Genomic DNA, 22,711 nt, shown 5'->3' with positions numbered 1-22,711 from the left:
GAAGGGACGAAGTACTCAAGCCCGACCTGGCCCAGCTCTGGAGGACCGGATGATTGCCGAGACCGTCTGCTCCGCGGTGTCCGCGGCGGGCCTGGGCATCGCGGCGGTCACCGCGTACCGCAGGCGTTTCCTCACCGCCGTCCGCGTCGCCGCCTACGCGCTGGTCCCCATCGGCCTGGTGATGACCGGGGTCGTGGAGTGGCTGGCCGACACCGCCTTCAGCCCGGTGGCCTGGGCAGGCTTCGGCGTCCTGGGCCTGTCCTGGGCTCTCTTCATGATCACGCGTACCGTCGAGCGCCGCCGCGGCGGCACCCGCAAGGAGCGCAGGCAGGCCAGGGCCGCGGCACAGCGCGACGCGGTGGCCCCGGGAGCCTCGGCGCCCTCGCTGGGCGCGGGTGCGGGCCCGGCCGCCACACCCGCTCCGGGGCCGGCGAAGGCGTCCCGCGGCGAGGACGACTTCAGCGACATCGAGGCCATCCTGAAGAAGCACGGGATCTGACCGCTCCCCGGGCCGCAACACCACAGCGGTCCCAGGCCGACAGCGCGTGCTCCGGAACGATCACGATGCGACCGTTCCTTGCGACATTCAACCAACCCCCGGTCGTTACGGGCGTGTTGATCGCGGAGGCCCGCTCCGCTGCGTCATCATCGCGGCGAGATGCAGGACACCACTCAGCTGGATCCCCAGCTGGACACGAGACAGAGCGAAACCGCGCGGACACGGAGTGAACCACGCGGCTGCCTCTTCGCCCTATCCCAGCCACCGCTCATGATCTTCCTCGCGGTGATCGGGTTTCTGCTGCTCATGGCCGCGTTGCACGACCTGCTGCTGCTGTGATCCGTACCCGCGCTCCCCGGCGCCACCCGCCGGGGGCCGCGACACCAACCGATGCCGGATCGACTGGTGCCCGTCCGTATCCGCGGCTCAGCCCGCGGCCTCCTTGCGCCGCGCCCGGTAAGCCGCCACGTGCAAGCGGTTTCCGCAGGTCCGGCTGTCGCAGTACCGCCGCGACCGGTTGCGGGACAGGTCGACGAAGGCGCGCCGGCAGTCCGGGGCCTCGCAGCGCCGCAGCCGCTCCTGCTCCCCGGCCACCACGAAGAAGGCCAGGGCCATTCCGCAGTCGGCGGCCAGGTGGTCCGCCACGGAGGCGCCGGGGGCGAAGTAGTGGATGTGCCAGTCGTAGCCGTCGTGGTCGGTCAGGCGCGGCGTGGTGCCCGCGGCCGCCACCAGGTCGTTGATCAGCTGGGCCGCCGCTCGGGCGTCGGGAGCCGCGAAGACCGCGGCGAACCTCCCGCGGATCCTCAGGACCGCCGCGAGGTCCGGCTCGCCGAGCACGCCGACGTCGCTGATCTCGTGCGTTCCCACGAATTCCTGGAGGGCGGCGACGTCCGGCAGCCCGTCCGGGGCCGTGTCGTCCTCCGGTACGGAGTTCACCAGATCGACCACGGTGTCTAGGGCGCACCGGGTGTCGTGGGTGATCAGCACACTTAGCTCCCTGGCCTGGGGTCGGGCGGGCGCCCGCCGATGCTGGCCGATGGTAGTGCCAACGGCGGCGGGCGGACCGGCCGCGAGGGCGTCCCCGCCGCCTGTGACCCCTGGAACGCGGCGCGGCCGTCCCCGGTTCCCCGGAGCACGCACGCACCGGCGCCGTCACCGCGAGTAGTCGCGGCGACGACGCCGGTGTGTGTGCCGTATGCCGTTGTCCTGGCCCGTGCCGTCACCCCGAGTCGACGGCGACGGGCGGCTTCACGCGGAGGCCCGCCCTAGCTTTCCGCCAGGATGTGCGAGAGCTCCTGATCGAGGTCGAAGTGCCGGTGCTCCGTGCCGGGCGGCACGGCGGCGTCTGTGCGCTTCAGGAAGGACTCCAGGGCCCTCGCGGGGGCCTCGAGCAGTGCCTCGCCCTCCGGGGAGCTGAGAGCGATGCAGACGACGCCCTGGCCGTGACTGCGCGACGGCCAGACACGGACGTCGCCGGTTCCGGTGGGGCGGTGGAGGCCTTCGGCGAGGAGGTCGCGGGCGAACACCCACTCGACGGTCTCCTCGGCTCCGGTGTGGAAGGTGGCGTGCACGGCGTAGGGGTCGGCCGTGTCGTACCGCAGGCCTGCGGGGACAGGCAGGGAGGACTCGCTCGACACAACGAGGCGCAGGTGCAGCTCGCAGCTGACCGTGGTGTTCATAAGCGCCAGGGCCTTTCGCTCAGTGTGCGCTCGGGGATTCGCACGTCGGCGAAATCGACATGCCACCTACGGTGCCGTTGTAAACCCCTCTGAGTGTTTTGCGTGTGTTTACGTAACTCTTCTGGCCGAGTGATCGTTCGAGTCCTGCGCCCATTCCGGTGACAGCTTTCGCTCCGGTAGTGTTTGGCCGTATGAACACGGGGAGTAACAAGCCCGGCGAGGCGGCCGTGGCGGAGGACCGTACGGGGACGGACGAGGTCACGGGCGAGCGCGCCCTCGGCTCGCGTGCGCCGGAATTCATCAAGGCGCGCCGGGCGCTGCACCTGAGCTGGCAGGTCGGCGTCTTCATCGTCGGCCTGGCCGTGGTGGTGGCCGGCATCATCATGTTGCCGCTGCCCGGACCGGGCTGGGTCGTGATCTTCGGCGGCATGGCGATCTGGGCGACCGAGTTCGTCTGGGCCCAGCTGGTGCTGCGCTGGACCAAGCGCAAGGTCACCGAGGCGGCCCAGCGCGCCCTCGATCCCAAGGTGCGCCGCAGGAACATCATCCTGACCTCGGTGGGATTGGTGATCATCGCGGTGCTCGCCGGGATCTACCTGTGGAAGTTCGGTCTCCAGATGCCCTGGAAGATCAAGGACCAGTGAGCGTCCGCCGGGGCCGCGGCGTCCCGGCGGGGGCTGGTCACGGGCGCCTCTGACATGGGGTAATGTTCTTCCTGCGTCCGGGCGATTAGCTCAGTGGGAGAGCGCTTCGTTCACACCGAAGAGGTCACTGGTTCGAACCCAGTATCGCCCACCGGATCCGCAAGCGGCCCGGCTCATCTCATGAGCCGGGCCGCTTCGTCGTATGCGGGGGCGATTCGGTGACGATCCGTTACCTGCGTCGGCGCCGCTCGCGGACGGGCGGTCTTTCATCCGTCCACCCCCTTTTGGAAATGGTTCAACACGCCTTTTCCCGGGGGGAATCCGGAGGCGTGTCTTCGATTATGCGGATGCCGCGCGAATACGGGGCGGGGAATGCCGGCCTCCAGCGGGCACACTCCCCGGGTGGACTGGAACCAGTACCGATTCCGCAGCCTGTGGGCCCTGCCCGCGCCCGCCTCCGAGGTCTACCGCGTGCTCGGACGGATCGAGGACTACCCGCTCTGGTGGCCCCAGGTGCGCGAGGTCACCCGGCTCGACGACATCAGCGGCCGCCTCCGCTTCCGCTCCTTCCTCCCGTACGACCTCACGGCGACGCTGTACGAGGGGCGCCGGGACCCGGCCGCGGGGGTCCTGGAGGTCGCGATGCGCGGCGACATGGAGGGGTGGGCGCGCTGGACGGTCGCCCCGCGCGGCGCCGGCACCCTCGCCCGCTACGACCAGGAGGTCGAGGTGCGCAAGCCGCTGCTGCGCCGGCTCGCCGTGCCGGGGCGGCCCCTGTTCCGTGCCAACCACCGGCTGATGATGCGGGCGGGACGGCGCGGCCTCGCCGCGTACCTGGAGGGCGGCGGGCAAGCGGTTTGATGGAAGCGCGCCGGGCCCTGTATTGTTCGGTGCGTTCCCGGGCGATTAGCTCAGTGGGAGAGCGCTTCGTTCACACCGAAGAGGTCACTGGTTCGAACCCAGTATCGCCCACCCGGGAAGAGCCGGTCCGTCACTCGACGGACCGGCTTCTTCGTGTGCCGGAGGGGCCCGGCCGTCGCAGGTGCCGGGCCCGCGCGCTCACGCCGCCGCGGGCAGGTCGGGCCGCAGCGGCCAGGCCGGATCCACCGGCTCCTCTGTGCCGTTGAGCGCGAACCACGCCTGAAGACCCCTCGCCTGCCCGGCGTGCCACACCGCCTGGAGCGTGTGGAGTTCGGCGGGGGACAGGCGCTCCAGCCGGCCCGGGAAGCGCCGCCCCACCGCCCGGACCACCTCGAGCGAGGCCTGCGCGTCGGCGGCCGCGTCGTGCGCCTCCGCCAACTCGACGCCGTAGTGCGCGCACAGGTCGGTGAGGGTGCGGCGGCCCTTGCGGTAGCGGTCCAGGTGCTTGTCGAGCACCCGCGGGTCCAGCACGTGCAGCGACGTGCGCTCCAGCCAGCGGGCCAGGGACGAGGCGCGATGGCGGCGCAACTCCCGGTCCAGCAGCGTGAGATCGAACGGCGCGTTCATCACCACCAGCGGCCGACCCGCGCGGGCCTGCTCCGCCAGCGCCTCCGCCATCTCGTACATCACCGGCGCCGGCCAGCGGCCGTGGCGCTGCAGATGCTCCTCCGTCAGCCCGTGCACCGCCGTCGCCGACGCCGGCACCGGAACGCCCGGGTTCACCAGCCACCGGGTGACGCGCGGCCGGAGCCCCGGCGCGTCCTGGACGACGAGCGCCGCCGACACGATCCGGTCGGTCTCGACGTCCACACCCGTCGTCTCCGTGTCGAAGGCCGCCATCGGCCCCTCGAACCAGCTCGTCATAGGGCACTCAACTCCTCGTCCGCGCGCACCGGCTGACGCGCCGTCCTCTGTCCCGGTTCGGTGATACCCGGGCTGTTTGCGACGTACGCCGGAAGGACACAACAGGATTACGGGTCCTCGCAGTTCAGCGGCCCGCGACATGGACTCACCAGTTCTGGAAGGCTGTTGGTCATGGCCATTGCGCAGCCCGAACGGGGCGGGCTGCTGCCGGAGCGCACCGCGCCCACCCGCGGCTCCCTCGCCACCACCGCCTGCATGGAGACCCTGCAGGTGGGCTACCTCCACGCGGTCGCCGCCGCGGCGGGCTGCTCGCTCTCCCAGCCCTTCCCGGACACCGGCATCGACTGGCACGTCAGCCACAGCGCCCCCGGGCACACGGTCGACGACGAGGTCACCATCAAGGTGCAGCTCAAGGCGACCTACCAGGTCCCGCCCCAGCCGCCCGGACGCTTCTTCTCGTTCACGCTCGACAACGACCACCTGGCGAAGCTCGCCCGCACCCCGGTCTCCGTGCACAAGATCCTGGTCGTGATGATCGTCCCCCGGTCCAGGGACCAGTGGCTGCGGGCCGGCCACGACCGGCTCGACCTCAGGCACTGCTGCTACTGGACCAACCTCGCCGGACACCCGGTCACGGGCCGGCGGCGCACCACCGTGCGGATACCGACCGCGCGGGTCTTCGACGACCGGGCGCTGTGCGAGATCATGACGCGGGTCGGGACGGGAGGGAAACCATGACGCACCGCCCGGCCGGCGAACCCCCGCGCGCCGTACGCCCGCACCCCGGCGGCGAGGACACCGCCTGGGACGACGGCCGCCCGCCCGAGTCCGCCGCCGTCGACCCGGCCGTACTGACCGCGCTGCTCCACCGGCACGGCTGGCAACGGCGCGGCGGCGCCCCCGGCCGGTACGGCCGCTGGACGCCGCCCGGCCCGGCGGCCGGCGCAACCAGCCTGCTGGTGCCCGTCAGCCGCGTCTTCCCCGACAGTGAGGACCTGCTCGGCGAGGCGCTGCTCGCCCTGTCCCGCAGCGGCACCCCCGCCGCCCGGGAGATCCTCGTCTCGCTCGCCGTGCCCAGCGACGAGATCCGCTGGACGCGCGACGTGCCGGCCGGGCCCGGCGGCGCCGCCTCCTGGACCGCGGAGGAGCAACTGCGCGCCGCCGCCCGCCGGATGCTGCTCGCCGGAGCGCTCGCCACGCGCGCGCGTGCGGGCTACTTCGGCGCCCGGCACCGGCGCGCCGCCGCCGCCGCCCTGGAGAACGTCCTGGTGGGCACGGCCCCGGGCGGCCGCCGGCTGACCGCGTTCGTGCCGGCCGGCACCGGCCGCCCCCTGTCCGTACGCCTCCACCAGGCGCTGTACGCCGCCCGTGAGGCGGTCGACTACCGGCGGGCCACCGGCGGCATGGACGCCTTCGACGCCGCCGTCGGCGCCGGCGTCAGCCACGAGCTGACCGAGGCGCTCGTCGCCCTGGTCCGGGGCACGCAGGGCGCCCGGATAGCCGTCGACTGGGCGCCCGGGGCCGGCGTACCCGAAGGCTGCGGCGCCCTCGCCGAGGCCGTCGAGTTCTCGCCCGGCGACCTCCCGGCCCTGCGCGAGGCCGCCGCCCGCTACCTGCGCGCGGAGCCTTCGGTGCCCGTGCGGCTCACCGGCACCGTCGTGCGCATGCGCCGCTCCGGGCCGCGCGGCACCGGCACCGTCCGCCTGCGGGTGCTGGCCGGCGCCGACGTGCCGCACGTGCGGATCACACTGGACGAGGAGGCCTACCGGATCGCGGGCCACGCCCACCTCGTCGGACTGCCGGTGCGGGTGCTCGGGCGGCTGGAGAGCCGGGGCGGCTTCCGCCGGCTCACCGGAGCCTGTGAGATCGCCCCGGTGCAGGTCGACGACGCGGAGCGGGACCGGCTGCTCAAGGCGGTCCAGGAGCACGTGGAGGTGGCGGCCTTCTTCGAGGAGACCTGCGGCGGGGACTGCGACGGCGAGGACGGCGAAGACGGCGACTAGGGCGGCGAGCGCGACGCGGGCTGAGGGCCGCAGCCGGAAACGGTTTCGCGGTGGACCGGCCCGGGTCGGTACGATCGCCCTCATGCGTGCGCTCCGGTATGGCGCCGCGGCCCCACTTCAGTCAGGAGAGACCGGTGTCAGACGTCCGTGTGATCATCCAACGCGATTCGGAGCAGGAAGAACGCGTGGTGACGACGGGCACTACGGCCGCCGAGCTCTTCGCCGGCCAGCGCTCGATCATCGCGGCGCGCGTGGCCGGTGAGCTCAAGGACCTCGCCTACGAGGTCCGCGACGGCGAGACCGTCGAGGGCGTCGAGATCTCCTCCGAGGACGGCCTGGACATCCTGCGGCACTCCACCGCGCACGTCATGGCGCAGGCCGTGCAGGAGCTGTTCCCCGAGGCCAAGCTGGGCATCGGCCCGCCGGTCAAGGACGGGTTCTACTACGACTTCGACGTGGAGAAGCCCTTCCACCCCGATGACCTCAAGGCCATCGAGAAGAAGATGCAGGAGATCCAGAAGCGCGGCCAGCGCTTCTCGCGCCGCGTGGTCACCGACGACGAGGCCCGCGAGGAGCTCGCCGACGAGCCGTACAAGCTGGAGCTGATCGGCCTCAAGGGCGCCGCCTCGCACGACGACGGCGCGGACGTGGAGGTCGGCGCCGGCGAGCTGACGATCTACGACAACCTGGACGCCAAGACCGGTGAGCTGTGCTGGAAGGACCTCTGCCGGGGTCCCCACCTGCCCACCACCCGCAACATCCCGGCGTTCAAGCTCATGCGCAACGCCGCCGCCTACTGGCGCGGCAGCGAGAAGAACCCGATGCTCCAGCGCATCTACGGCACCGCCTGGCCGACCAAGGACGAGCTGAAGGCGCACCTGGAGTTCCTCGCCGAGGCCGAGAAGCGCGACCACCGCAAGCTCGGCAGCGAGCTGGACCTCTTCTCCATCCCGGAGCAGATCGGCTCCGGCCTCGCCGTCTTCCACCCCAAGGGCGGCATCATCCGCCGGGTCATGGAGGACTACTCGCGCCGCCGCCACGAGGAGGAGGGCTACGAGTTCGTCTACACCCCCCACGCGACCAAGGGGAAGCTCTTCGAGACCTCGGGCCACCTGGACTGGTACGCCGACGGCATGTACCCGCCCATGCAGCTCGACGAGGGCGTGGACTACTACCTCAAGCCCATGAACTGCCCGATGCACAACCTGATCTTCGACGCGCGCGGGCGCTCCTACCGGGAGCTGCCGCTGCGCCTGTTCGAGTTCGGCACCGTGTACCGGTACGAGAAGTCGGGCGTCGTGCACGGCCTCACCCGGGCCCGCGGCTTCACCCAGGACGACGCGCACATCTACTGCACGCGCGAGCAGATGTCGGAGGAGCTCGACAAGACGCTCACCTTCGTGCTCGGCCTGCTGCGCGACTACGGCCTGACCGACTTCTACCTGGAGCTGTCCACCAAGGACCCGGAGAAGTTCGTCGGCTCCGACGAGGCGTGGGAGGAGGCCACCGAGACGCTGCGGCAGGTCGCCGAGAAGCAGGGGCTGCCCCTCGTCCCGGACCCGGGCGGCGCCGCCTTCTACGGCCCGAAGATCTCCGTCCAGACCAAGGACGCCATCGGGCGCACCTGGCAGATGTCGACCATCCAGCTCGACTTCAACCTGCCGGAGCGCTTCGACCTGGAGTACACGGCCGCGGACGGCACCAAGACCCGCCCGGTCATGATCCACCGCGCGCTGTTCGGCTCCATCGAGCGGTTCTTCGCGGTGCTCCTGGAGCACTACGCGGGCGCCTTCCCGGCCTGGCTGGCCCCGGTCCAGGCGGTCGGCATCCCGATCGGCGACGCGCACGTCGAGCACCTGGAGAAGTTCGCCGCCGCGGCCCGCAGGCAGGGGCTGCGCGTCGAGGTCGACACCTCGTCCGACCGGATGCAGAAGAAGATCCGCAACGCCCAGAAGCAGAAGGTGCCCTTCATGGTCATCGCGGGCGACGAGGACATGGCGAACGGCGCGGTCTCCTTCCGCTACCGCGACGGCTCCCAGGAGAACGGCATCCCCGTCGACGAGGCCATCGCGAAGATCGCGAAGGTGGTCGAGGAGCGGACGCAGGTCTGATTACGGCGTTCCGAAGGCCCCCGGGATCCCCCGGGGGCCTTTCCCTGCCCCCGTACCCGACGCCATATGCTGCACGCATGACGAGTGAGCCGGAGCAGCAGCTGGGAGTGGGGACGCAGGACGCGTTCCAGCGTCTGTGGACGCCCCACCGGATGGCCTACATCCAGGGCGAGAACAAGCCGAGCGGCCCGGGCGCCGACGACGGCTGCCCCTTCTGCTCGATCCCGGCCAAATCCGACGAGGACGGGCTGGTCGTCCGCCGCGGTGAGCATGTGTACGCGGTGCTCAACCTGTACCCGTACAACGGCGGTCACCTGATGACCGTGCCCTACCGCCACGTCGCCGACTACACCGACCTGACCGGCGTGGAGACCGCGGAGCTGGCCGAGCTGACCAAGCAGGCGATGACCGCGCTGCGCACGGCGTCCGGCGCCCACGGCTTCAACATCGGCATGAACCAGGGCACGGTGGCCGGCGCCGGCATCGCCGCCCACCTGCACCAGCACATCGTGCCCCGCTGGGGCGGCGACACGAACTTCATGCCGGTCGTCGGCCACACGAAGGTGCTGCCGCAGCTGCTGGGCGACACCCGGAAGATGCTCGCGGAGGCATGGCCCTCGGCCGCTTAGCCCCCGGGGCCCACGCCGGAGGCCTACGCGTTGTACAGGTCGGCCTTCCCCGGCGTCGGGTCCTGGACCGCCGTGCTGAGGAACGCCGACCGTGAACCGAACTTCTCGGTGTCCACGCCGTTCTCCTCCAGCACCTTGATCGACGCCGCGTGCACCACCCGCAGCACCGGCGCCGCCGCCCGCAGCGCGTCGTCCGCCATGAACCGGTGCCGCCAGGGCTGGTCCGCCCAGGCGTGCCGCAGGCCGAACGGCTCGGGGAGCCCGATGGTGCCGCCGAGCCAGTTCAGCAGCGGCGGATACCAGGTGAGCGGGGCGCGGACCGCGAGGCGGACCACCTCGCTCGCGGTGACCAGCGGGAGCATCACCTTGCGCGTCTCCCACGGCTTGAACGACTTGGCGACCTCCTTCGAGGGCGCCTCGGGCTTGCTGGTGAACAGCGGGTTCACCGGGCCGAGCGCGTGGCCGGTGACCTCGATGCGCAGCGTCTCGTGCAGCACGGTCACCGTGATCAGCATGGTGATGACCAGCTGGCCGTCCCACAGCGTCCACTGCACGCCCAGGTAGTGCCGGTCACCGGCCCCGAACTGCTGCTTGTTGCAGATTTCCTGTATCGCGTGCGTCTTGACCTGGTACGCCTCGACGTCCGTGCCCTCCGGACGGGACACCGCCTTCGCGTTCTCCCCGACCGGCGTGACGACCCAGTGCCGTATGGACGGCTTGGTGAAACCGCCGGTGTTCAGCGGGCCGCGCTCCAGCATGCGCAGCTGGTCGTGGATGGACTTCACGACGTCCCAGCTGCGGAAGGGGTGGATCTCGCGCGACGGGTCGGCCGGCGTCAGGTTCTCGGCGAGCTGCCAGCTGCCCCAGCGCGTGCCCATGCCGAGTATGCCCTTGGGGCCGGCGTAGAAGACGGAGTTGGACTGCTGCTCCGCGCCGAGCTTGGCCAGGGACTGGCGCAGCTGCTCGGCCGAGGTCTCGTTCGGGTTGCTGGGGACCGCCTCGGGCACCTTGGCGCCGACACCGCTGCCCGAGAGCAGACCGTCCCAACGCTCCCGGAGGTCCCGGGCGGTGGCCTCGCAGATCCGCTTGGCCCAGAACCAGCCCACGACCGGCAGCACGACCGCCGCGCGGGCGTACCAGGCCCAGAAGCCGCTGAAGGGCATCTTCAGGAGGAACAGCACGGCCAGCGCGGCGATCGCCAGGAGCACGGCGGTGCCGAGCGCACCGGCCTGCTTGTTCTCCGACTTGGCGACGGTGGTGCGGATCTGGAAGCCGAGCAGCCAGATCAGCATGCCCGGCAGGAACAACAGGCCGCACAGCACGATGACCGCGGCCAGCCGGGCGTCGCGCGCCTTGCGGATGCCGTTGGCCGCCAGGCAGTGCTCGACGACCACCTGCGGCTCGGCCCCGAAGGACTGGATGAGGGGCTTGCGGCCGCTGCCCAGCATGCGGTCGGCGACCGCGCGGGAGAAGGCCTCGCCGAGATTGGGCCGGAAGATCGTGGCCCAGGAGCGGCCCGCGTTGAGGGTCGTCTGGTGCCACTCGTTGTCGGCCTTCTTGATGTCCGCCAACTCGCTGTCCCGGTAGGCGGCCGACGCCAGCGCGAAGGTGGCCGTCTGGCCACCGTCGTCCGTGCGCGGCACCTGCGGCCCGAAGAAGTCCGCGTAACCGCCGTCAACGGCCATTCCCGCCCCCGATCGCCACCACTGTCGCTCCTGCGGCCTTCCCGACTTCCCTGCCCCGCACACCTGTTGATCTGGTCATCAGCGTATCCGCAGCCGGTGGCACGCGTCACCGGACGCCCGAAGGCGCCCCGCGCGCGCTCGCGGGGTGCGGACGCGCGCCGTCGTGCGCGGGGCGGAGAGCAGCCCGGCGCGAGGGCTCGCGCCGGACGGCGGGGCGCCGCTACGACGCCGCGCGCACCTCCTCGGGCAACCGGTCGGCGACCTGCTGCGGCATCGGTTCGTGACGGGCGTAGCGGCGGTCGAAGCGGGCGGTGCCGTGCGAGAGGGAACGCAGGTCGACCGCGTACCGGCCGATCTCGATCTCGGGCACCTCGGCCCGGATCAGGGTCCGCCCGCCGCTCGTCTGCTCGGTGCCCAGCACCTTGCCGCGTCGCCCCGACAGGTCGCTCATCACCGCGCCCACGTAGTCGTCGCCGACCAGGACGCTCACCTCCGCCACCGGCTCCAGCAGATGGATCCTGGCCTGTGCCGCCGCCTCCCGCAGCGCCAGCGCGCCGGCCGTCTGGAACGCGGCGTCGGAGGAGTCCACCGAGTGCGCCTTGCCGTCCAGCAGCGTGACCCGGACGTCGATCAGCGGATGCCCCGCCGCGACGCCCCTCGCCGCCTGCGCGCGCACGCCCTTCTCGACGGACGGGATGAACTGCCGGGGCACGGCGCCGCCGACCACCTTGTCCACGAACTCGACGCCCGAGCCGTTCGGCAGCGGCTCCACCTCGATCTCGCAGATGGCGTACTGCCCGTGCCCGCCGGACTGCTTCACGTGCCGCCCCCGCCCGGCCGCGGGACCCCCGAACGTCTCGCGCAGGGACACCCGGTGGGGTACGACGTCGACCTGGACGCCGTAGCGGCCGCGCAGCCGCTCCAGGGCCACGTCGGCGTGGGCCTCGCCCAGGCACCACAGGACCACCTGGTGGGTGTCCCGGTTGTGCTCCAGGCGCATCGTCGGGTCCTCGGCGACCAGCCGCGCGAGCCCCTGCGAGAGCTTGTCCTCGTCGGGCTTGCTGTGCGCCTCGATGGCGAGCGGCAGCAGCGGGTCGGGCATCCGCCAGGGCGCCATGAGCAGCGGGTCCTCCTTGGCGGAGAGCGTGTCCCCGGTCTCCGCGCGGGTCAGCCTGGCCACACACGCCAGGTCACCCGCGATCACGTGCGAGACGGGCCGCTGCTGCTTGCCGAACGGCGTCGACAGGGCACCGATCCGCTCGTCGACGTCGTGGTCCTCGTGGCCGCGGTCGGCCAGCCCGTGCCCGGAGACGTGCACCGTCTGGTCGGCGCGCAGGGTGCCGGAGAAGACCCGGACCATCGAGATCCGGCCGACGTACGGGTCGGACGAGGTCTTGACGACCTCCGCGACCAGCGACTCCCCGGGATCGCACATCCGCAGCTCGCGCGCCGCGCCCTCGGGCGTCGTCACCCGGGGTGCCGCACGCTCCAGGGGCGTCGGGAAGCCGCGGGTGACCAGGTCCAGCAGCTCGACCGTGCCCAGCCCCTGCCGGGCACCGTCGGCCGCCGGGGCCGCCGCCAGGACGGGGAAGAACACGCCGCGCGCGACCGCCCGCTCCAGGTCCTCGATCAGCGTCTTGACGTCGACCTGCTCGCCGCCGAGGTAGCGCTCCATGAGCGTCTCGTCCTCGCTCTCCGAGATGATCCCCTCGATCAGCAGCGAGCGGGCCTCGTCGATCAGCGGCAGCCGCTCCCCGTCCGGCTCGGACTCCACCCGCTCGCCCGACGCGTAGTCGAAGAGCTTGCGCGACAGCAGTCCGATGAGCCCGGTCACCGGCGCGTGCCCGTCGGGCGCCGGGGCCCCGCGCAGCGGCAGGTACAGCGGCAGCACGGCGTCCGGGTCGTCCCCGCCGAAGGCCTCCGCGCAGATCCGCGTCATCTCCTCGAAGTCCGCGCGGGCGGCCTCCAGGTGCGTGACGACGATGGCGCGCGGCATGCCGACGGCCGCGCACTCCTCCCACACCATGCGGGTCGAGCCGTCCACCCCGTCCGAGGCCGAGACGACGAAGAGGGCCGCGTCCGCCGCGCGCAGACCGGCCCTCAGCTCACCGACGAAGTCGGCGTACCCGGGAGTGTCCAAGAGGTTGATCTTGATGCCGTCCCATTCGACCGGCACCAGGGAGAGCTGTACGGAGCGCTGCTGCCGGTGCTCCATCTCGTCGTAGTCCGAGACGCAGCCGCCGTCCTCCACGCGGCCCGCCCGGTTCACCGCTCCCGCGGTCAGCGCGAGAGCCTCCACCAGAGTCGTCTTGCCCGATCCGGAGTGGCCGACCAGCACCACGTTCCGTACGGACGTGGGGTGGTCGGCCGCCGATGCCCTTCCGGCGGCTCCGGGATGGGTGTGAGCCTTGTCGCCCATGTCCTGCCTCCCGTGCACGGTGAGGTCCCTGTGGGCGCGGACACGCGGGACCGCGTGCACTGGCGGCTCCGGCGACGCCCGCGGTCCTTCGAGCTTTCCACTCCCTTCACGCCGCGTCCATACGAAGGACCCGATCCCGGCGTCCACCGGCCGCCGGGGCGGGGGCCGCGGGTGCCCGTCCACCGCCCACGCGCGCGCGTGACTACGATGGGCCAGCCGGTGGCCAGCAGGGGCCGCGGCCACACCGACCGTCGGGAAGGCCATGCTGAACAAGTACGCGCGTGCATTCTTCACGCGTGTCCTCACACCGTTCGCCGCGTTTCTCATCCGCCGGGGCGTCAGCCCGGACACGGTCACGCTCCTCGGCACCGCCGGTGTGGTCGCCGGTGCGCTGGTCTTCTACCCCATGGGTGAGTTCTTCTGGGGCACGGTGGTGATCACGCTCTTCGTCTTCTCGGACCTCGTCGACGGCAACATGGCGCGTCAGCTCGGCCGCTCCAGCCGCTGGGGCGCGTTCCTGGACTCCACCCTGGACCGGGTCGCCGACGGCGCGATCTTCGGCGGGTTCGCCCTCTGGTACGCGGGCGGCGGCGACGACACCGTCCTGTGCGCGGTGTCGATCTTCTGCCTCGCCAGCGGCCAGGTGGTGTCGTACACCAAGGCGCGCGGCGAGTCGATCGGCCTGCCGGTCGCCGTCAACGGCCTGGTCGAGCGCGCCGAGCGGCTGGTCGTCTCCCTGGTCGCGGCCGGATTCGCGGGCCTGCACAAGTTCGGCGTCCCCGGCATCCAGTACCTGCTGCCGATCGCCCTGTGGCTCGTGGCCGTCGGCAGCCTGGTGACGCTCGTCCAGCGCGTCGTCACGGTCCGCCGGGAGGCCGCCGAGGCCGACGCCGCCGCGCAGGAGAGCCAGGGCACCGAGGCGGCCAAGTGAGCGCACGCGACCGGCTGACCGACGCCCTGTACGGCGCCGGCTGGAGCACCGTCAAGAAGCTGCCCGAACCGGCCGCCGTCCGGCTCGGCCGCACCGTCGCGGACCTCGCCTGGAAGCAGCGCGGCACCGGGGTGCGGCGCCTGGAGGGCAACTACGCGCGCGTGGTGCCCGGCGCGGACCCGGAGCGGCTGGCCGCCCTCTCGCGCGCGGGCATGCGCTCGTACCTGCGTTACTGGATGGAGTCCTTCCGGCTCCCGGCGTGGAGCCGCGAACGGATCGAGACCGGCTTCACCCCCGAGGACCTGCACCACCTGACCGAGGGCATGGACGCCGGCAAGGGCGTGGTCCTCGCCCTGCCGCACCTGGCCAACTGGGACCTCGCGGGCGCCTGGGTCACCACCAGGCTCGGCATCCCCTTCACCACGGTCGCCGAACGCCTCAGGCCGGAGACCCTCTACGACCGCTTCGTCGCCTACCGCGAGTCCCTCGGCATGGAGGTCCTGCCGCACAGCGGCGGCACGGCCTTCGGCACGCTGGCCCGGCGGCTGCGCGACGGCGGCCTGGTCTGCCTGGTCGCCGACCGCGACCTGTCCGCCTCCGGCGTCGAGGTCGACTTCTTCGGCGAGACGGCCCGCATGCCGGCCGGTCCCGCCCTGCTGGCCCAGCAGACCGGGGCGCGGCTCCTGCCGGTCACGCTCTGGTACGACGACTCACCCGTGATGCGCGGCCGCGTGCATCCGCCCGTCGAGGTCCCGGAGTCGGGCACGCGGGCCGAGAGGACGACCGTCATGACGCAGGCGCTGGCCGACGCCTTCGCCACCGGCATCGCCGCGCACCCGGAGGACTGGCACATGCTCCAGCGCCTGTGGCTGAAGGACCTCGACCCCGCCAAGGCACCCGCGGCGGCCGACGGGCGGAGCGCCTCGTGAGGATCGGCATCGTCTGCCCGTACTCCTGGGACGTGCCCGGCGGCGTCCAGTTCCACATCCGGGACCTCGCCGAGTACTTCGTCCGGCTGGGCCACGAGGTGTCCGTCCTCGCCCCCGCGGACGACGACACGCCGCTGCCCCCGTACGTCGTCTCCGCCGGCCGCGCCGTGCCGGTGCCGTACAACGGCTCGGTGGCCCGGCTCAACTTCGGCTTCCTCTCCGCGGCCCGGGTGCGGCGCTGGCTGCACGACGGCGCCTTCGACGTCATCCACATCCACGAACCGACCTCGCCCTCGCTCGGCCTGCTCACCTGCTGGGCGGCGCAGGGTCCGATCGTGGCCACCTTCCACACCTCCAACCCGCGCTCCCGCGCGATGATCGCCGCGTACTCGATCCTCCAGGCCGCCCTGGAGAAGATCAGCGCCCGGATCGCGGTGAGCGAGTACGCCCGCCGCACCCTCGTCGAGCACCTGGGCGGCGACGCGGTCGTCATCCCCAACGGCGTCGACGTCGGCTTCTTCGCCGGCGCCGAGCCCAAGTCCGAGTGGCAGGGGGACACGATCGGCTTCATGGGCCGCATCGACGAACCCCGCAAGGGGCTGCCGGTGCTGATGCGGGCCCTGCCGAAGATCCTCGCCGCCCGCCCGCAGACCCGGCTGCTGGTCGCCGGCCGCGGCGACGAGGAGGAGGCGGTCGAGAGCCTGCCGAGGGAACTGCGCTCCCGGGTGGAGTTCCTCGGCATGGTCAGCGACGAGGACAAGGCCCGCTTCCTGCGCAGCGTCGACCTGTACGTGGCGCCCAACACCGGCGGCGAGAGCTTCGGGATCATCCTCGTCGAGGCCATGTCGGCGGGCGCTCCCGTCCTCGCCTCCGACCTGGACGCCTTCGCCCAGGTCCTCGACCAGGGCGCCGCGGGCGAACTGTTCCCCAACGAGGACGCCGACGCCCTGGCCGACGCCGCCCTGCGGCTGCTCGCGGACCCGGAGCGCCGCGCCGCGCTGCGGGAGCGCGGCAGCGCCCACGTACGGCGCTTCGACTGGTCCACGGTCGGCGCCGACATCCTCTCCGTCTACGAGACGGTGACGGCGGGCGCGGCGGCGGTGGCCACGGACGACCGGGCGACCGGGCTCCGGGCCCGCTTCGGGCTGGCCCGGGACTGACCGGCCGGCGCCACCGATAGGGTTGCGGCCCGTGACCGCAACCCTGATCTGGATCCTGGTCGTCCTCGTCGCCGTCGGCCTGTATCTCAGCTGGACGGCCGGACGGCTGGACCGGCTGCACGCCCGGATCGACGCCGCCCGTGCCGCCCTCGACGCGCAGCTGCTGCGCCGGGCCTCCGTGGCCCAGGAACTGGCCACCTCGGGCGTGCTCGACCCGGCGGCCTCCATCGTCCTGTACGAGGCCGCGCACGCCGCCCGGCAGGCCGAGGAGGAGTCGCGGGAGGTGGCCGAGAGCGAGCTGAGCCAGGCTCTGCGAGCCGTCTTCGCCGACGCCCAGCAGGTCGACGCGCTGCGCGAGGCGCCCGGGGGAGAGGCGGCGGCCCACGAGCTGGCCGAGGCCGTGCGGCGGGTCCCGATGGCCCGGCGGTTCCACAACGACGCGGTGGGCGCCGCGCGCCGGCTGCGCCAGCACCGCAAGGTCCGCTGGTTCCGGCTCGCCGGGCACGCCCCCTTCCCGTTGGCCTTCGAAATGGACGCCGAGCCGCCGGCGGCGCTGGTGGAGCGGGCCGCCTGAACCGTCCGTGCCCCGGGCGCCTCGCTGCCGCGAGGCCAAAACGATCCACCGGCTTCCCATTGGCCCTTGCTGTGGCCTGGTGCCCTCGCGTTTCCTCGTTGCTGCACAAACCCCTTCCCCTCAGCGAGGTACCCGTGTCCAGCACGCTCTCCGAAAACCAGGCCCCCGAGACCGGCACCGCCCGCGTGAAGCGCGGCATGGCCGAGCAGCTCAAGGGCGGCGTGATCATGGACGTCGTCACGCCGGAGCAGGCGAAGATCGCCGAGGACGCGGGCGCCGTCGCCGTCATGGCCCTGGAGCGGGTTCCCGCCGACATCCGCAAGGACGGCGGCGTGGCCCGGATGTCCGACCCGGACATGATCGAGGGCATCATCGGCGCGGTCTCCATCCCGGTGATGGCGAAGTCCCGCATCGGCCACTTCGTCGAGGCCCAGGTCCTCCAGTCCCTCGGCGTCGACTACATCGACGAGTCCGAGGTCCTCACCCCGGCCGACGAGGTCAACCACAGCGACAAGTTCGCCTTCACCACCCCCTTCGTCTGCGGCGCCACCAACCTCGGTGAGGCCCTGCGCCGCATCGCCGAGGGCGCCGCGATGATCCGCTCCAAGGGCGAGGCCGGCACCGGCAACGTCGTCGAGGCCGTCCGCCACCTGCGCCAGATCAAGAACGAGATCGCCCGCCTGCGCGGCTTCGACAACAACGAGCTGTACGCCGCCGCCAAGGACCTGCGCGCCCCCTACGAGCTGGTCAAGGAGGTGTCCGAGCTGGGCCGCCTCCCCGTGGTGCTCTTCTCCGCGGGCGGCGTCGCCACCCCGGCCGACGCCGCGCTGATGCGCCAGCTCGGCGCCGAGGGCGTCTTCGTCGGCTCCGGCATCTTCAAGTCCGGCGACCCGGCCAAGCGCGCCGCCGCCATCGTGAAGGCCACCACCTTCTACGACGACCCGAAGATCATCGCGGACGCCTCCCGCAACCTCGGCGAGGCCATGGTCGGCATCAACTGCGACACCCTCCCCGAGACCGAGCGCTACGCCAACCGCGGCTGGTAAGGCGCCCGATCCCATGACCGACACCCCCGTCATCGGCGTCCTGGCCCTCCAGGGCGACGTACGGGAGCACCTGGTGGCCCTGGCCGCGGCGGACGCCGTGGCCAGGCCGGTCAGGCGCCCCGAGGAGCTCGACGAGGTGGACGGCCTGGTCATACCGGGCGGCGAGTCCACCACCATCTCGAAACTGGCCGTCCTCTTCGGAGTGATGGAGCCCCTCCGCGCGCGCGTGCGGGACGGCCTGCCCGTCTACGGCACCTGCGCCGGCATGATCATGCTGGCCGACAAGATCCTCGACCCGCGCTCCGGGCAGGAGACGGTCGGCGGCATCGACATGATCGTGCGCCGCAACGCCTTCGGCCGCCAGAACGAGTCCTTCGAGGCGGCCGTCGACCTCGCGGGCGTCCCCGGCGAACCCGTCGAGGGCGTCTTCATCCGCGCCCCCTGGGTGGAGTCCGTCGGCGCCGCGGCCGAGGTGCTCGCCGAGCACGAGGGCCACATCGTCGCCGTCCGCCAGGGCAACGCGCTGGCGACGTCCTTCCACCCGGAGCTGACCGGCGACCACCGCGTGCACCGCCTCTTCGCCGACATGGTGCGCGCGAACCGGGAGACGGAGTCCTAGTAGGATTCCCGGGTACCTCCCAGGCCCGGTCGCTGGGGGAGTTCGTACAAAGACGGGTTACGCGAAGGAGACAGGCAGATGTCCGGCCACTCTAAATGGGCTACGACGAAGCACAAGAAGGCCGTGATCGATGCCAAGCGCGGCAAGCTCTTCGCGAAGCTGATCAAGAACATCGAGGTCGCGGCGCGCATGGGCGGCGTCGACATCGAGGGCAACCCGACGCTGTACGACGCCATCCAGAAGGCCAAGAAGCAGTCGGTGCCCAACAAGAACATCGACTCCGCGGTCAAGCGCGGCGGCGGCCTGGAGGCCGGCGGCGCCGACTACGAGACGATCATGTACGAGGGCTACGGGCCGAACGGCGTCGCGGTGCTCATCGAGTGCCTCACCGACAACCGCAACCGCGCCGCCTCCGACGTTCGCGTCGCGATGACCCGCAACGGCGGCTCGATGGCCGACCCGGGGTCCGTGTCGTACCTGTTCAACCGCAAGGGCGTCGTGATCGTCCCCAAGGGCGAGCTGAGCGAGGACGACGTCCTGGGCGCCGTCCTGGACGCGGGCGCCGAGGAGGTCAACGACCTCGGCGAGTCCTTCGAGGTGCTCAGCGAGGCCACCGACCTGGTCGCGGTCCGCACCGCCCTCCAGGACGCCGGCATCGACTACGAGTCCGCCGACGCCAACTTCGTCCCGACCATGCAGGTCGAGCTGGACGAGGACGGCGCCCGCAAGATCTTCCGCCTCATCGACGCCCTGGAGGACAGCGACGACGTGCAGAACGTCTTCGCCAACTTCGACGTCAGCGACGAGGTCATGGAGAAGGTGGACGCGTAACGCGCCCCAGCTCAGCGGGCCGGCGGGGACACACCCCGCCGGCCCGCCGCTTTGTCGGTGGCACCCGATAGCCTGCACAAACAGGTGATCGAGGAGAGGGGGGCGGGCGTGCGCGTACTGGGGGTGGACCCGGGACTGACCCGCTGCGGCGTCGGCGTCGTCGAGGGCGTCGCGGGCAGACCGCTCACCATGATCGGCGTCGGCGTCGTCCGCACCCGCGCGGACGACGAACTGGGCCGCCGCCTGGTCGCCGTCGAGCAGGGCATCGAGCAGTGGCTCGACGAGCACCGGCCGGACCGCGTCGCCGTCGAGCGCGTCTTCAGCCAGCACAACGTCCGCACGGTGATGGGCACCGCCCAGGCCAGCGCCGTCGCCATCCTGTGCGCGTCCCGCCGCGGCATCCCCGTCGCCCTGCACACCCCGAGCGAGGTCAAGGCCGCCGTCACCGGCAGCGGACGGGCGGACAAGGCGCAGGTCGGCGCCATGGTCACCCGGCTGCTGCGGCTCGCCGCGCCGCCCAAGCCGGCCGACGCCGCCGACGCCCTCGCGCTCGCCATCTGCCACATCTGGCGCGCCCCCGCGCAGAACAGGCTCCAGCAGGCCGTCGCCCTGCACACCTCCCGGGGCGCGTCCGGCCCCGCCGGCCCGCACACCCCTCACCCGTCGAAAGGCCGTACGGCATGATCGCCTTCGTCAGCGGCACCGTCGCCGCCCTCGCCCCCGACGCCGCGGTGGTGGAGGTCGGCGGGGTCGGCATGGCCGTCCAGTGCACGCCGAACACCCTCTCCACGCTCCGGCTCGGCAAGCCCGCCAAGCTCGCCACGTCCCTCGTCGTCCGCGAGGACTCGCTCACGCTGTACGGCTTCGCCGACGACGACGAGCGCCAGGTCTTCGAGCTGCTCCAGACCGCCAGCGGCGTCGGCCCCCGGCTGGCCCAGGCGATGCTCGCCGTGCACAGCCCCGACGCCCTGCGCCGGGCCGTCTCCACCGGCGACGAGAAGGCGCTCACCGCCGTCCCCGGCATCGGGAAGAAGGGCGCGCAGAAGCTGCTCCTGGAGCTGAGGGACCGCCTCGGCGAGCCCATCGGCGCCCCCGCCGTCGGCGCCCCGGTCAGCACCGGCTGGCGCGACCAGCTGCACGCCGCCCTGATCGGCCTCGGGTACGCGACCCGCGAGGCCGACGAGGCCGTGACCGCGGTCGCCCCCCAGGCCGAGGCCGCCGGCGGCACCCCCCAGGTGGGGCAGCTGCTCAAGGCCGCTCTCCAGACCCTGAACCGCGCCCGCTGACCCACCACCGACCCCCGAGGCACACCACATGAACTGGGACGACACCACCGACCCGTCCGACGCCCCCGAAGGACTCGGCGCCGCCGAGGACCGGCTGGTGGGCTCGGTCGCCGACGGCGAGGACCAGGCGGTGGAGGCCGCCCTGCGCCCTAAGGACCTCGGCGAGTTCATCGGCCAGGAGAAGGTCCGCGAGCAGCTCGACCTCGTGCTGCGGGCCGCCCGCGCGCGCGGGGCCACCGCCGACCACGTGCTGCTCTCCGGCGCCCCGGGCCTCGGCAAGACCACCCTCTCGATGATCATCGCGGCCGAGATGGGCGCCCCCATCCGCATCACCTCCGGCCCCGCCATCCAGCACGCCGGCGACCTCGCGGCGATCCTCTCCTCCCTCCAGGAGGGCGAGGTCCTCTTCCTCGACGAGATCCACCGCATGTCGCGGCCCGCCGAGGAGATGCTCTACATGGCGATGGAGGACTTCCGCGTCGACGTGATCGTCGGCAAGGGCCCCGGCGCCACCGCCATCCCGCTGGAGCTGCCCCCGTTCACCCTGGTCGGCGCCACCACGCGCGCGGGACTGCTGCCGCCGCCGCTGCGCGACCGCTTCGGCTTCACCGCCCACATGGAGTTCTACGGACCGGCCGAGCTGGAGCGCGTGCTCCACCGCTCGGCCGGCCTGCTCGACGTCGGGATCGACACCGCCGGCGCGGCGGAGATCGCCGGCCGTTCCCGGGGCACTCCGCGCATCGCCAACCGCCTGCTGCGCCGGGTGCGCGACTACGCCCAGGTCAAGGCCGACGGCCTGGTCACCCGCGAGGTCGCCGCCGCCGCCCTGGCGGTCTACGAGGTGGACGACCGGGGCCTGGACCGGCTCGACCGCGGTGTCCTGGAGGCGCTGCTCAAGCTATTCGGCGGCGGCCCCGTGGGCCTGTCCACGCTCGCCGTCGCGGTGGGGGAGGAGCGTGAGACAGTGGAAGAGGTCGCCGAACCCTTCCTGGTGAGGGAAGGCCTCCTGGCCCGTACCCCCCGCGGGCGGGTCGCGACACCGGCGGCCTGGGCGCACCTCGGGCTCACCCCGCCCGGCGCGCGCAACACCGGAAACGGACAACCGGACTTGTTCGGGACGTGACATCCCCGTCACGACGAGGACATTCGCCCGAGCAGGAACCCCAGTGCCATGCTGAGCGTTGTTCCCTGCGCGCGGACTCGCTTAGACTCCGCCGATGCCGCCCTTGTCGGCGGCGTACACACCCCCAACCATCAGGCCGCTCACCATCGCGGTCGTGTGAAGGAAGTACCGACCCGTGAGTCTCGTGACCCTCCTCCCGTTCATCGTGCTCATCGGGGCCATGTTCCTGATGACCCGGTCGGCGAAGAAGAAGCAGCAGCAGGCCGCCGACATGCGGAACCAGATGCAGCCCGGTTCCGGTGTCCGCACCATCGGGGGCATGTACGCCACGGTCAAGGAGGTCAGCGACGACACGGTCCTCCTCGATGCCGGGCCGGGCGTCGACCTGCTCTTCGCCAAGAACAGCATCGGTGCCGTCCTGACCGACGACGAGTACAACCGCATCGTCCACGGCATCGAGCACGACCTGAAGTCGGACGCCGACGTCGTCCCGGACGACGCCTCCTCCCTCACGGAGTCCGACGCCGCCGCCGATGCCGCCGCCGACGACAAGCACGTCGACCTCGGCAAGAAGGACGCGGCCGACGAGCCGGCCGTCGAGCCGACGGCCGATGCCGCGCCCGCCGAGGCCAAGGCCGACGAGCAGGCGAAGAAGTCCGACGGCGGTTCCGAGGCGAAGTAAGCCGTCCCGGGGTGCGCGGGGACGTCGACGACGTCCCCGCGCACCCCGTGTGACGCCTGGCTCGCACGGATCCGGA

General features: G+C 72.2%; 24 protein-coding genes and 2 tRNA genes. 21 read left to right on the top strand and 5 right to left on the bottom strand.

Features of this window, described 5'->3' with window-relative positions:
• The first annotated feature begins 49 nt into the window (after positions 1 to 49).
• A complete protein-coding gene (locus tag IE108_RS21030; protein ID WP_064726948.1) occupies positions 50 to 499 on the top strand; it encodes a hypothetical protein in 450 nt (149 codons plus the stop codon).
• Positions 500 to 658: 159 nt separating this feature from the next.
• Entirely contained in the window at positions 659 to 838 is a 180-nt protein-coding gene (locus tag IE108_RS21025) for a hypothetical protein (RefSeq protein WP_064726947.1), read from the top strand.
• 87 nt (positions 839 to 925) lie between these two features.
• Here IE108_RS21025 and IE108_RS21020 read toward each other — a convergent pair whose 3' ends face one another.
• Together IE108_RS21020 and IE108_RS21015 are read right to left on the bottom strand one after the other, a co-directional pair.
• On the bottom strand, positions 926 to 1,486 hold the full coding sequence (locus tag IE108_RS21020) for a CGNR zinc finger domain-containing protein (protein WP_064726946.1): 561 nt from the start codon (positions 1,484 to 1,486) through the stop codon (positions 926 to 928).
• A 278-nt stretch (positions 1,487 to 1,764) separates the two neighbouring features.
• A complete protein-coding gene (locus IE108_RS21015) occupies positions 1,765 to 2,178 on the bottom strand; it encodes an SsgA family sporulation/cell division regulator (protein WP_004002642.1) in 414 nt (137 codons plus the stop codon).
• 191 nt (positions 2,179 to 2,369) lie between these two features.
• On the opposite strand from IE108_RS21015, the gene IE108_RS21010 reads away from it, so the two are divergent.
• The 4 genes from IE108_RS21010 to IE108_RS20995 all read left to right on the top strand — a co-directional run bounded on the left by IE108_RS21010 (position 2,370) and on the right by IE108_RS20995 (position 3,794).
• Entirely contained in the window at positions 2,370 to 2,822 is a 453-nt protein-coding gene (locus IE108_RS21010) for a TIGR02611 family protein (protein ID WP_064726945.1), read from the top strand.
• Positions 2,823 to 2,901: 79 nt separating this feature from the next.
• Positions 2,902 to 2,973: transfer RNA gene (locus IE108_RS21005), tRNA-Val, on the top strand.
• Positions 2,974 to 3,224: 251 nt separating this feature from the next.
• Positions 3,225 to 3,683: an SRPBCC family protein gene (locus IE108_RS21000; RefSeq protein ID WP_064726944.1), complete on the top strand. Its 459-nt coding sequence runs from the start codon at positions 3,225 to 3,227 to the stop codon at positions 3,681 to 3,683.
• A gap of 39 nt (positions 3,684 to 3,722) precedes the next feature.
• Positions 3,723 to 3,794, top strand: a tRNA-Val gene (locus IE108_RS20995).
• 87 nt (positions 3,795 to 3,881) lie between these two features.
• Here IE108_RS20995 and IE108_RS20990 read toward each other — a convergent pair.
• Positions 3,882 to 4,607, bottom strand: a complete 726-nt coding sequence (locus tag IE108_RS20990) for a 3'-5' exonuclease (protein ID WP_064726943.1) — start codon at positions 4,605 to 4,607, stop codon at positions 3,882 to 3,884.
• Between the two features lie 171 nt (positions 4,608 to 4,778).
• Here IE108_RS20990 and IE108_RS20985 point away from each other — a divergent pair, with 171 nt between their 5' ends.
• From IE108_RS20985 to IE108_RS20970, 4 genes are all read left to right on the top strand, one after another.
• A complete protein-coding gene (locus IE108_RS20985) occupies positions 4,779 to 5,345 on the top strand; it encodes a DUF4365 domain-containing protein (protein WP_064726942.1) in 567 nt (188 codons plus the stop codon).
• A complete protein-coding gene (locus IE108_RS20980; RefSeq protein ID WP_064726941.1) occupies positions 5,342 to 6,610 on the top strand; it encodes a hypothetical protein in 1,269 nt (422 codons plus the stop codon). Before IE108_RS20985 ends, IE108_RS20980 begins: the two co-directional genes overlap by 4 nt.
• Positions 6,611 to 6,744: 134 nt before the next feature.
• A complete protein-coding gene (gene thrS / locus IE108_RS20975; protein ID WP_064726940.1) occupies positions 6,745 to 8,721 on the top strand; it encodes a threonine--tRNA ligase in 1,977 nt (658 codons plus the stop codon).
• Between the two features lie 77 nt (positions 8,722 to 8,798).
• The gene (locus IE108_RS20970; RefSeq protein ID WP_064726939.1) at positions 8,799 to 9,350 is read left to right on the top strand and encodes an HIT family protein; all 552 of its coding nucleotides are present in this window, start codon (positions 8,799 to 8,801) and stop codon (positions 9,348 to 9,350) included.
• A gap of 23 nt (positions 9,351 to 9,373) precedes the next feature.
• On the opposite strand, the gene IE108_RS20965 is transcribed toward IE108_RS20970, so the two are convergent.
• Together IE108_RS20965 and IE108_RS20960 are read right to left on the bottom strand one after the other, a co-directional pair.
• The gene (locus IE108_RS20965) at positions 9,374 to 11,035 is read right to left on the bottom strand and encodes an AbeC-like domain-containing protein (RefSeq protein WP_064726938.1); all 1,662 of its coding nucleotides are present in this window, start codon (positions 11,033 to 11,035) and stop codon (positions 9,374 to 9,376) included.
• 220 nt (positions 11,036 to 11,255) lie between these two features.
• Positions 11,256 to 13,454: an elongation factor G-like protein EF-G2 gene (locus IE108_RS20960; RefSeq protein WP_064731673.1), complete on the bottom strand. Its 2,199-nt coding sequence runs from the start codon at positions 13,452 to 13,454 to the stop codon at positions 11,256 to 11,258.
• 262 nt (positions 13,455 to 13,716) lie between these two features.
• On the opposite strand from IE108_RS20960, the gene pgsA reads away from it, so the two are divergent.
• The 11 genes from pgsA (at position 13,717) to yajC (ending at position 22,635) form a co-directional block, all read left to right on the top strand.
• The gene (gene pgsA / locus IE108_RS20955; protein WP_064726937.1) at positions 13,717 to 14,385 is read left to right on the top strand and encodes a phosphatidylinositol phosphate synthase; all 669 of its coding nucleotides are present in this window, start codon (positions 13,717 to 13,719) and stop codon (positions 14,383 to 14,385) included.
• Positions 14,382 to 15,314, top strand: coding sequence for a phosphatidylinositol mannoside acyltransferase (locus IE108_RS20950; protein ID WP_064726936.1), 933 nt, complete (start codon positions 14,382 to 14,384; stop codon positions 15,312 to 15,314). Before pgsA ends, IE108_RS20950 begins: the two co-directional genes overlap by 4 nt.
• Positions 15,311 to 16,474, top strand: a complete 1,164-nt coding sequence (locus IE108_RS20945) for a glycosyltransferase family 4 protein (RefSeq protein WP_064726935.1) — start codon at positions 15,311 to 15,313, stop codon at positions 16,472 to 16,474. Before IE108_RS20950 ends, IE108_RS20945 begins: the two co-directional genes overlap by 4 nt.
• A gap of 31 nt (positions 16,475 to 16,505) precedes the next feature.
• Positions 16,506 to 17,048: a LemA family protein gene (locus IE108_RS20940; RefSeq protein WP_064726934.1), complete on the top strand. Its 543-nt coding sequence runs from the start codon at positions 16,506 to 16,508 to the stop codon at positions 17,046 to 17,048.
• A gap of 134 nt (positions 17,049 to 17,182) precedes the next feature.
• Positions 17,183 to 18,094 (top strand): pyridoxal 5'-phosphate synthase lyase subunit PdxS, encoded by a 912-nt coding sequence (gene pdxS, locus IE108_RS20935; RefSeq protein ID WP_064726933.1) that lies wholly within the window; start codon positions 17,183 to 17,185, stop codon positions 18,092 to 18,094.
• Between the two features lie 13 nt (positions 18,095 to 18,107).
• The gene (pdxT, locus tag IE108_RS20930) at positions 18,108 to 18,713 is read left to right on the top strand and encodes a pyridoxal 5'-phosphate synthase glutaminase subunit PdxT (protein WP_064726932.1); all 606 of its coding nucleotides are present in this window, start codon (positions 18,108 to 18,110) and stop codon (positions 18,711 to 18,713) included.
• Between the two features lie 78 nt (positions 18,714 to 18,791).
• Complete coding sequence (locus IE108_RS20925) at positions 18,792 to 19,544, top strand: YebC/PmpR family DNA-binding transcriptional regulator (protein WP_064726931.1); 753 nt, start codon at positions 18,792 to 18,794, stop codon at positions 19,542 to 19,544.
• Positions 19,545 to 19,652: 108 nt separating this feature from the next.
• Positions 19,653 to 20,228 (top strand): crossover junction endodeoxyribonuclease RuvC, encoded by a 576-nt coding sequence (ruvC, locus tag IE108_RS20920; RefSeq protein ID WP_064726930.1) that lies wholly within the window; start codon positions 19,653 to 19,655, stop codon positions 20,226 to 20,228.
• Positions 20,225 to 20,830, top strand: coding sequence for a Holliday junction branch migration protein RuvA (gene ruvA / locus IE108_RS20915; RefSeq protein WP_064726929.1), 606 nt, complete (start codon positions 20,225 to 20,227; stop codon positions 20,828 to 20,830). The genes ruvC and ruvA overlap by 4 nt, the downstream gene beginning before the upstream one ends.
• 28 nt (positions 20,831 to 20,858) lie before the next feature.
• Positions 20,859 to 21,953: a Holliday junction branch migration DNA helicase RuvB gene (gene ruvB, locus IE108_RS20910; protein ID WP_064726928.1), complete on the top strand. Its 1,095-nt coding sequence runs from the start codon at positions 20,859 to 20,861 to the stop codon at positions 21,951 to 21,953.
• Positions 21,954 to 22,128: 175 nt separating this feature from the next.
• Positions 22,129 to 22,635: a preprotein translocase subunit YajC gene (yajC, locus tag IE108_RS20905; protein ID WP_064726927.1), complete on the top strand. Its 507-nt coding sequence runs from the start codon at positions 22,129 to 22,131 to the stop codon at positions 22,633 to 22,635.
• Positions 22,636 to 22,711 lie beyond the last annotated feature (76 nt).

The organism is Streptomyces parvulus (assembly GCF_014648855.1).
GTDB lineage: Bacteria > Actinomycetota > Actinomycetes > Streptomycetales > Streptomycetaceae > Streptomyces > Streptomyces parvulus.
The sequence above is the reverse complement of the archived record's forward strand: the minus strand, read 5'-3'. Positions and strand labels throughout refer to the sequence as shown.

Coding starts and splice junctions, on each gene's coding strand:
- IE108_RS21030 (WP_064726948.1), top strand. CDS start 50: ATGATTGCCGAGACCGTCTGCTCCGCGGTGTCCGCGGCGGGCCTGGGC.
- IE108_RS21025 (WP_064726947.1), top strand. CDS start 659: ATGCAGGACACCACTCAGCTGGATCCCCAGCTGGACACGAGACAGAGC.
- IE108_RS21015 (WP_004002642.1), bottom strand. CDS start 2,178: ATGAACACCACGGTCAGCTGCGAGCTGCACCTGCGCCTCGTTGTGTCG.
- IE108_RS21010 (WP_064726945.1), top strand. CDS start 2,370: ATGAACACGGGGAGTAACAAGCCCGGCGAGGCGGCCGTGGCGGAGGAC.
- IE108_RS20990 (WP_064726943.1), bottom strand. CDS start 4,607: ATGACGAGCTGGTTCGAGGGGCCGATGGCGGCCTTCGACACGGAGACG.
- IE108_RS20985 (WP_064726942.1), top strand. CDS start 4,779: ATGGCCATTGCGCAGCCCGAACGGGGCGGGCTGCTGCCGGAGCGCACC.
- IE108_RS20980 (WP_064726941.1), top strand. CDS start 5,342: ATGACGCACCGCCCGGCCGGCGAACCCCCGCGCGCCGTACGCCCGCAC.
- IE108_RS20970 (WP_064726939.1), top strand. CDS start 8,799: ATGACGAGTGAGCCGGAGCAGCAGCTGGGAGTGGGGACGCAGGACGCG.
- IE108_RS20965 (WP_064726938.1), bottom strand. CDS start 11,035: ATGGCCGTTGACGGCGGTTACGCGGACTTCTTCGGGCCGCAGGTGCCG.
- IE108_RS20960 (WP_064731673.1), bottom strand. CDS start 13,454: ATGGGCGACAAGGCTCACACCCATCCCGGAGCCGCCGGAAGGGCATCG.
- pgsA (WP_064726937.1), top strand. CDS start 13,717: ATGCTGAACAAGTACGCGCGTGCATTCTTCACGCGTGTCCTCACACCG.
- pdxT (WP_064726932.1), top strand. CDS start 18,108: ATGACCGACACCCCCGTCATCGGCGTCCTGGCCCTCCAGGGCGACGTA.
- IE108_RS20925 (WP_064726931.1), top strand. CDS start 18,792: ATGTCCGGCCACTCTAAATGGGCTACGACGAAGCACAAGAAGGCCGTG.
- ruvA (WP_064726929.1), top strand. CDS start 20,225: ATGATCGCCTTCGTCAGCGGCACCGTCGCCGCCCTCGCCCCCGACGCC.
- ruvB (WP_064726928.1), top strand. CDS start 20,859: ATGAACTGGGACGACACCACCGACCCGTCCGACGCCCCCGAAGGACTC.